Source organism: Eisenbergiella massiliensis (genome assembly GCF_003435485.1).
This window is the reverse complement of the sequence record NZ_QVLV01000002.1, coordinates 580,001-589,072: the sequence shown is the minus strand read 5'-3', so window position 1 is coordinate 589,072 and position 9,072 is coordinate 580,001. Positions and strand designations below refer to the sequence as shown.

Genomic DNA, 9,072 nt, shown 5'->3' with positions numbered 1-9,072 from the left:
AAAGAGAATCTGAAAGCCTTGATTTTACTGGCTTAGAGATTCCGAGAGACTATCATTATTCTAGGAGGAAACAATTATGAGCAAAACTGTGAAGCCCTCCGTAAGGAGACATATCTCCAGGGATGTTTTTACCTTCAAGGCAGTGGGCTATCCCTTGATATTCCTGTTTGCCCTGGTATGTCTGATACCGTTTCTGATTGTAATTGGCTCCTCACTGACCTCGGAGAACTATATTATACGAAACGGCTATAGTATTATTCCAAAGGAACTGTCACTGGAAAGCTACAAAACGATTTTCCAAAGCCCCATGGCAATACTCAGGGCCTATGGCGTTACCATATTTGTCACCCTGGTTGGTACGGCACTGAGCGTATTTCTGAATACAATGGCAGGTTACGTACTGCAGAGAAAAGATTTTGAATGGAGAAACCGTCTTTCCTTTTTTTACTTTTTCACAACATTGTTCAGCGGCGGGCTTATGCCATGGTACATTTTATGTGTTAAATATCTGGGGCTGAAGGACAGCATCTGGGCCATGATCCTGCCGGGGATTGTCTCGGTATGGAATATCCTGCTGGTGAAAGGCTTTATGGCAGGCATTCCTTTTGAAATGACAGAAGCCGCAAAAATTGACGGCGCGGGAGACTTTTCTATTTTTATGAAGCTGATATGGCCCTTGTCAAAACCGGTGGTTGCCACCATTGGGCTGTTTACGGCGCTGACCTATTGGAATGACTGGTATAATTCAATGCTGTTTATCAATAATGATCATCTCTACAGTCTTCAGTACCAGCTGTATAAGCTGATTAATGATGCAAAGGAACTGCGGAAAATTGCGGCTGAGTCAGGCATGGTGGTAGATACGGTACCCATTGAATCTATGAAAATGGCATTGACCGTCGTGGTAACCGGGCCGATTATCCTGCTTTATCCTTTTGTACAGAGATATTTTATCAAGGGACTTACACTGGGCGCAGTGAAGGGATAAAAAAATAAATAAAGTGGAGGATTTGAAATGAAAAAAGCAAAAAAATTCCTGGCCCTGCTTTTGGCAGGTGCGTGTGCATTGACATCGCTGGCAGGCTGCGGAACACAGAAAACGGAAGGACAGGCTGCTGCCACCGAGGGCGGGACACAGCAGGAAGGAGCCGCAGAGGGCGCAATGACCTACAACGGACAGGATGTATCTGAGCCTGTGGAGCTGGTAATGTATTATATCGGTGACAAAACGGAAGATGAGGGACTGGTGCTTGAAGAAATTAACAAAATTCTGAAAGAGAAGATTAATGCAACTCTTGTTTTAAAAAATATGTCTCTCAGTGATTATTCCACCAAATATGCGCTGACTATTGCAGGGGGAGAGAGCATTGACCTGATTTATACCTCTACATGGGCATTCTATCAGTCAGAGGCAAATAAGGGGGCGTTTGCGGAAGTAACGGATCAGGTGCTCAATGATTACATGCCTTTGCATCTGGAAAATCAGGCTGAGGCTTCCTGGGGACAGGCCAAAATAGGAGGCAAGGTATATTTTGTGCCCTGCAATATGGCGAATGTAAGTGCGGATGCCATCCTGATCCGTGGGGATCTGAGAGAAAAATACGGCATGGATCGGTTGGAAAACCTGGATAATCTGGAAGAATATTATACAGCGGTAGCTAATGATCCGGATTCCGGTGTATCATTTGCTTACGATGCATCGCAGAACAATGACAGAAATAAAGCTATTTTCCTTCAGGCTAAAAATGACTGGGTAAGGCTGGAAGGTGCCCTTGTAAACTATATTTCCTATAAATATTCAGAAGATTTTACAGCAGATGATCTGTTATGGATGTATGGGACACAGGAGTATCTTGATTTTGCAAAACAGATGAAAGAATGGGCGGACAAAGGATTCTGGTCCAAGAGTGCAATTGCAAACGCAACGGATGTCAAGGAAGCCTTTATTAACGGAACAAGTGCATCTTTCTCACAGAACCTTGGAACCGTGGGTGCAACGGCATCCGAGGTGGAGCAGAACCATCCGGAATGGAAGCCTGAGGTATGTGATCTGACGCCTGATGCACATCGGTTTCTGGCAGCTTATACGGGTGACGGCGTGGCTGTCCTGGCAAATTCAAGAAATCAGGCCCGTGCTTTTATGGCGCTGGATCTGCTGAAGTTTGATAAAGATTTGTATTATCTGGTGCGTCACGGAATCGAAGGAAAGCATTATGAGGTGGCTTCTGAGGGATTTTGGAAGCCCGGCGCAGAAATGAGCAGTAATCCTTATGGCAACGGCTTTTCCTGGGGCTTTAAAAATTCTATGTATGATATGACAAGGGAAGATACCTTTAAGGATCAGTACGAAATCGGTGAAATATGGAAGGAGAAAGCGTTGGAAGGCCCTACCGCAGCATTTTCCTTTGATGACAGCAATGTAAAGAATGAGCTCGCAAATCTTCAGAGCGTTTATACCCAGTATGTGCCGCTGCTGGATTTGGGATTGGTAGATGATGTTGAGAAGACATTGGATGAGTTCAATAAACAGGCGGAAGCCGCCGGACTTCAGAAGATAATGGACGAAGCAAAAACACAGGTGGCAGCGTATCTGGAAAATTTAAAATAAGCAGTCTGAAAAAACAGGCATGTGGGATGTTGGCCGGCGGGAGACTACGCCGGTTTACATCCCTATATTGCTTATCTATGAGGCTGCTTACCGGGGAAAAGGATTATAAAAAAGAAGGAGAATATATATCATGACCTACACAAAGCCCTGGGAACAGGGAGCACTGAAGGTAACGGAAAACGGCAGATATTTCAGCTGCGGGGATACCCCCTTTTTCTGGATGGGAGATACCGCCTGGCTGCTGTTTCACCGGCTGACGGAGGAAGAAACCCGGAATTATCTTAGAAACCGAAAAGAGCTTGGGTACAATATAATCCTTGCGGATTTCCTTCACAGCCCGGAACAGGAAAATTGCGCCGGGGATGCAGCGCTGGTAAACGGTGATTTCAACAGGATTAACAGGGACGGCGGTTTTTGGAAGCATGTGGATTCAGTCATACGAATAGCGGAGGAACTGGGACTTTATATGGGGATCCTGCCTGTCTGGGGAAGCAACATCGTCGCCGGGGGCAGCCTGAATGAAGAGAATCTGGATACCTATATGGATTTTATCCTGGACAGGTATCACGATGCGTCCAATATCGTATGGATTGTGGGCGGCGATGTGAGAGGGGATGTGAATCCCGGCCTGTTTGAAAGAATGGGACAGAGAATGAAGCAGGATAATCCCGGACGCCTGGTAGGATACCATCCCTTTGGCAGGACCAGTTCCTCCCTTTGGTTTCATGAAGCAAAATGGCTGGATTTCAACCTGTTCCAGTCGGGGCACCGCCGGTATGATCAGACGGAGCTTGGCGCATGGGATGACAATGCTGCAGCGGAGGGCTGCTTCGGGGAGGACTGCTGGCGGTATGTGGAACGTGACTATGGGAAAAAACCGGCAAAGCCGGTACTGGACGGAGAACCCTCCTATGAATGGGTGGTGCAGGGGCTGCATGATAAAAAACAGCCCTACTGGAAGGCTGCGGATGTGCGCCGGTACGCTTACTGGAACGTGTTCGCCGGCGCAGCGGGCCATACCTACGGCCATAATTCCATCATGCAGTTTTATGATAATCTGTCGGAGGAAGGGGCTTTCGGCGCCAGGTATCTGTGGTCGGATGCCGTACATCATCCCGGCGGCGCGCAGATGATACATCTGAAGCGGCTGATGCAGTCCGTGGACTTTACCCACGGCAGGCCGGCAGAGGATTATCTGTTGGAAGAACAGGGGGAAAAATACGATTATATCAGCGTATTTGCCGGAGAAGATTTTCTTTTTGCCTATACCTATACCGGCAGGACAATAAGTCTGTCCCTGGAACATTACCAGGGGAAAAAGCTGGGTGCCTACTGGCTGGATCCCGTAACCGGGCTGCAGACCTTTATCTGCGATGTGACAGGAAGAATGCAGATGGAATTCCGGCCGCCCGAAAGAGAGGACGGCACGGACGCCGTGCTGGTTATCAGGACATAAAAAGGGAGGGGCAGTCTGCTCCTCCACAGTTCCCCAACGCCTTACTCAGCAGCTGAGAGCCTTTTTTATCTCCATATACTTTTCCTTCCCGATGGGAATCTGGATCCCGTTCAGAAGGGTTGCCTGGTAACGGCAGATTTCACGGACATAATTTCTGTTCACCAGATAGCTTCGGTGAATCAGCAGAAAGGGAGGGCGGTACAGCCTGTGCAGCGTTATGCGGACCGGAAATGCGGATTCCGCCGTGAAGATGTGGCAGATTTTGTTGTCTGATTTAATATAGAGGATTTCCGCAGGAAAGATATAATGTATTCTCCCGTTCAAATCCCTGAGGGACATTTTGGTTTCGGGTTCGGCGGACAGAGGCTGCGCCGGTACGTTTACAATGCTTTTTCCGGCATCTGCCAGACCGCCGTTATTCCTTGCCTGGGGCCTGCTGTGGGACATGTTCGCATGAACCAGAAGAAGCCTTTCCCCGGCCTGCCTCCAGACAAAGGTAAACACTATTTTCGAGGCGGACAGCAACCGGCCGTCCATGTAAGCCGTAATGGAAAAACAGCCGCAGATTACCCACACACAGCGTTCATGGGAAACAACGGCGTATTCTTCCTGGGATATTGCCTCGCTAACTTCCGGCTCCGGGCTGAGCGGCCCCGGGCTTACAGGCCCTGGGCCATTCTGTATAAGTAAGGGATCGTAATCCCCAATCTGGACAAAGCTTCCGTCCAGCTGCTTCATAAAGGAATCAGACTGTCTGCTTACCAGCAGACGTATCATATCCTGTGTTTTATCTATGATATCCTGCTCTTTAAATCTCTGGTACCTCATACAATAATTCCTTCCTTATTTCCATATAACGGTCAATGTTATTATAATGCGCTATTCCATATTATGTAAATGCGAAATTTAATTTTTATGCTTATCCGCGCAATGAAAATCCGATTTCGAATAATAATTTCCAATTGCGCTTAAACAACCGTTATCCGGCAAAGATTTCCCGTTCATTCACTTATTATGCACTTTCGAATAAGATAGGGTAAATGGTTATGAACAGGAGGGGAAGAGCTTGGTACAGTTATGTAAATACTGGGGTTTCATCCTGGCTTCCTACGCTGCGTTTATCATATATGGCTTTAAGGCATGCAGATATTCCCGGGAAATACTTGGCATGCCTGTTTTTACCAGGGGACGCGGTATCATGGTTCCCGCGGCCGCGTTGGCGGTGCTTTGGATGGTAGTATTTTCCGGCATTCCCATGATTGTTGTTTATATATTCCTGTACAGTCTGCTTTCGCTTTATTTTCTGCTGGCTTTTCAGAACAGCCTTTCGGTTGCGCTGTTTGCCAGCAGTATTTATCTGTTCCATACGGCAGATTTATATATGCTGCTGTTCGGGGTTTTTTCAATGATCTGCAGGATACGGTCCATGGAAAGCTTCCGTGGCAGCTATTTGTATCCTGCGCTGATATTGCTGGTAGCCCTGGCGTCCACCATATCCCTGGAGGTTTTCCGAAGGACCATTTCCCAGGATGCCATACAGAAATTAATCAGCAACAGGAACCAGCTCTATTTTACTACCACATCCCAGCTGCTTATTGATGCATATCTGTTTATTTTAAGCATTGCTTTCGATGGAAACCCGTACACCGGGCTGATGCTTCTTTTTTTCGTGGTCACTTCGGTCCTTTTATTCGGCGCATTTTATACTTCCTTCATCCATGCGGTTAAAATGAGCATTCTGGAGGTGTATGAGACAAAGTCCAGAGAACTGGAACAGCTGCTGGAACAGACCAATCGGGACATTGGCGAGCTGAAAAGCGAAGCCTATACGGATGTGCTGACCAATACGTCAAGCCGCAGGTACGGATTGCTGGCGCTCCAGAGGGCGCTGAAGGAAAAGAAAAAGCTTTGTGTATGCATGATCGATCTGGATGGGCTGAAATATGTAAATGATACTTTGGGGCATCAGGAAGGAGACCGCTATCTCACGGCGGTAGCTAGAGTGCTTCTGGAACTGTTTGAAAGAAAAAATGTGAGCAGGCTGGGAGGAGATGAATTTCTTGTCCTGCTTCCGGACAGAAACGAAGAGGAAGCTGAATTGTTGATGCAGGAGGTTAATAAAAGGCTGGCTCAGTTTTTCCTGTGGCCGGATAAAAAAATCTGTCCCATTGTCAGCTACGGTATTGCCGATGCGCAGAAGCTGCCATTCTGTTCCGTTTCCGACCTTCTCCATGCGGCGGATGAAAAGATGTATGAAATGAAAAAACACCGAAAAAAGGCTGATTAAGGAATGGGGAAAGGACGGGAAAATTCATGGCGGAGCGCAGAGAGGTGTGTTATACTTTTCCATAATAAGAACAGAAGCTGCGAAGAAACAAAACAGCTGCAATAAAGAAAGGAAATACACCTATGGATGAAAAACCCATGAAAACCGCCGTGGTAGGCTGCGGAGCGATCAGCGATATCTATCTCACCAATATGATAAACCGCTTTGATATTCTGGAGGTTGCGGCCTGCTGTGCGAGAAATCCGGAGCATGCCGCCCGGAAAGCGCAGCAGTACGGAATAAAGGCCTCCACCTATGAGGAAATCCTGGCGGACGAGTCCATTGAACTGATTGTTAATCTTACTCCGGCTCCGGCGCACTATGAAATTATCAAAAAGGCTCTTGAGGCAGGAAAACATGTATACACGGAAAAGAGCATGACCGTCAGCCTGGAGGAGGCCGCGGAGCTGGTCAGGCTTTCGGAGGAAAAAGGCCTGTACCTTGGTTCTGCGCCGGATACCTTTCTTGGTTCGTCCTTCCAGACCGCCAGGAAGGCGATTGATGACGGCCTGATCGGGGAAATCACCTCCTGTACCGTGGCTGCTAACCGGGATCTGAATTTCCTGTGCAGCATCAGTTCCTTCCTTCTCATGCCTGGCGGAGGAATCTGTTACGATTACGGCGTGTATTACCTGACCGCGCTTGTGAGCATACTGGGAAGCGTCAGGCGGGCCTGCGGCATTGTCCGCAATCCCTATCCGCTGCGTACAAACTGCAATCCGTCCAGTCCTGATTTCGGGAAAGAAATGATTCATAAAAATGAAAGCCAGGTATCCGCAGTGCTGGATTTTTCGGACGGCTTTACCGGCACTTTCCAGTTGAACGGGGACAGCATTATTTTTGACCAGGCGGGAATTACCATCTACGGAACCAGGGGAATTCTCAGGCTTCCCGATCCGAACCAGTTCGGCGGCGAGGTTTTATATCTCCCGGCCTCCTTTGATTTTGCAAATCCTCCCAAACCGCAGAGCCTTCCTGACATATTCGGCTTTTCGGATAATTCCAGAGGAATCGGCCCTGCAGAAATGGCCCATGCCATCCGGGCAGGAAGGCCCTGCCGCGCGGGGAAGGAAATGGCTTATCATGTGCTTGAAATCATTACGGCAATCATGAAGAGCAGCGAAACAGGCTCCTTCTGTGAAATTCATTCCTCCTGTGAACGCCCAAGGCCGTTAAAACCGGAAGCCTTAAACGGCGTCTTCAGCCTGGATTAAACCTTGTCCCAAAAGACATATATCCGGTAAGCCTCCCGGCAGCTTCGGGCTAAGTTCTGCCCGGAATCGAAATTATGCAAACCGAATCTGAAGTTTTGTCGATATACTTTTTGCCGCATAATTACTATAATAAATGTATGGACTGTCCCGCCCGGCTCAGGCTGCCGGGACGGATATGGAAAAAGGAGGAGAGGTATTATGCAGACAAGGGAAGAATTACTGCAGCACAAAGAGATTGATGAGGGGATGCTGAAGGCCGCGTATGACAAAGCGGCGGAGCTGATCAAAACGGCCACAGCCGAGTTCACGGAAAAATTTCCGCCGTCCGCCAGCGTAAATCATTTTTACCAGCCGGGAAGCAATTATGAGTGGACGCCGGGCTTCTGGACCGGCGAGGTATGGCTGGCTTATGAAAAGACAGGCGATGAAGCTTTGAAGAAAACCGCAGAGATTGAGGTGCAGGATTTTTACAGGAGAATAAAGGAAAAGGACGGCGTAAACCATCACGATATGGGCTTTTTATACTGTCCCTCCTGTGTGGCTGCTTACAAGCTTACCGGAAATGAGACCGGAAAGGAAGCGGCGATCATGGCTGCCGACAATCTTATGACCCGCTTTCACGAAAAAGGCCAGTTCTTCCAGGCATGGGGGACGCTGGGAGACGAGAACAATTACCGTCTGATCATTGACTGCCTGCTGAACATGCCGCTTCTTTTCTGGGCCGGAGAGGTGACCGGAAACGGAGAATATGCAAAAAAAGCGGAAGCACATATCAAGACTGCAATGAAGAATATCATCAGAGAGGATCATTCCACATATCATACCTTTTTCTTTGATGTGAATACGGGTGAACCGAAAAAGGGAGTTACCCATCAGGGCTACCGCGACGGCTCCGCCTGGGCCAGAGGACAGGCCTGGGGCATCTATGGCTCCGCGCTTGCCTACAAATTCCTGCGGGATGATGAATATGCCGATATTTTCTGCAAGGTAACAGATTATTTCCTGGAGCATCTGCCCAAGGATATGGTCCCTTATTGGGATTTTGACTTCTGCGACGGCAGCGAGGAGCCCAGGGATTCCTCTGCGGCGGCGATTGCGGCCTGCGGCATGCTGGAAATGAGCAAATACCTGCCGGAAGAAAAGGCGGCTTACTATACGGGAATGGCCAGACGGCTTCTGTATGCGCTGGTAATGGAATGTGCGGTTACCGATCCTGCACAGTCCAACGGACTGCTGTTTCACGGAACCTATGCAAAAAGCTCTCCCTACAACACCTGCCCCAACAACGGCGTGGATGAATGTGTGATCTGGGGCGACTATTTTTACATGGAAGCGCTTACCAGGCTTTCCCGCGACTGGGAACCTTACTGGTATTGATTGCGTACTGCGGGGACAGAAAGGACAACGGGCTGAAGGCGGCGCGCTTTCGGCCTCCCGAATCTGACGGCAGCCATTAGCTGCCTGCCCG

Annotated in this window: 7 protein-coding genes; 6 read left to right on the top strand and 1 reads right to left on the bottom strand. The window is 48.6% G+C overall.

The window, feature by feature from the left end; all coding sequences use genetic code 11:
- Window positions 1-76: 76 nt before the first annotated feature.
- The 3 genes from DXC51_RS05230 (at window position 77) to DXC51_RS05220 (ending at window position 4,064) form a co-directional block, all read left to right on the top strand.
- On the top strand, window positions 77-988 hold the full coding sequence (locus tag DXC51_RS05230) for a carbohydrate ABC transporter permease (RefSeq protein ID WP_102289121.1): 912 nt from the start codon (window positions 77-79) through the stop codon (window positions 986-988).
- A gap of 27 nt (window positions 989-1,015) precedes the next feature.
- Window positions 1,016-2,608, top strand: coding sequence for an ABC transporter substrate-binding protein (locus DXC51_RS05225; protein WP_117544009.1), 1,593 nt, complete (start codon window positions 1,016-1,018; stop codon window positions 2,606-2,608).
- A gap of 130 nt (window positions 2,609-2,738) precedes the next feature.
- Entirely contained in the window at window positions 2,739-4,064 is a 1,326-nt protein-coding gene (locus DXC51_RS05220) for a glycoside hydrolase family 140 protein (protein WP_117544008.1), read from the top strand.
- 45 nt (window positions 4,065-4,109) lie between these two features.
- Here DXC51_RS05220 and DXC51_RS05215 read toward each other — a convergent pair whose 3' ends face one another.
- Window positions 4,110-4,892 (bottom strand): LytR/AlgR family response regulator transcription factor, encoded by a 783-nt coding sequence (locus DXC51_RS05215; protein ID WP_117544007.1) that lies wholly within the window; start codon window positions 4,890-4,892, stop codon window positions 4,110-4,112.
- A gap of 238 nt (window positions 4,893-5,130) precedes the next feature.
- On the opposite strand from DXC51_RS05215, the gene DXC51_RS05210 reads away from it, so the two are divergent.
- The 3 genes from DXC51_RS05210 (at window position 5,131) to DXC51_RS05200 (ending at window position 8,981) form a co-directional block, all read left to right on the top strand.
- Window positions 5,131-6,351 (top strand): GGDEF domain-containing protein, encoded by a 1,221-nt coding sequence (locus tag DXC51_RS05210; RefSeq protein ID WP_117544006.1) that lies wholly within the window; start codon window positions 5,131-5,133, stop codon window positions 6,349-6,351.
- A 122-nt stretch (window positions 6,352-6,473) separates the two neighbouring features.
- Window positions 6,474-7,604: a Gfo/Idh/MocA family protein gene (locus DXC51_RS05205; protein ID WP_117544005.1), complete on the top strand. Its 1,131-nt coding sequence runs from the start codon at window positions 6,474-6,476 to the stop codon at window positions 7,602-7,604.
- 198 nt (window positions 7,605-7,802) lie between these two features.
- A complete protein-coding gene (locus DXC51_RS05200) occupies window positions 7,803-8,981 on the top strand; it encodes a glycoside hydrolase family 88 protein (RefSeq protein ID WP_102289117.1) in 1,179 nt (392 codons plus the stop codon).
- Window positions 8,982-9,072 lie beyond the last annotated feature (91 nt).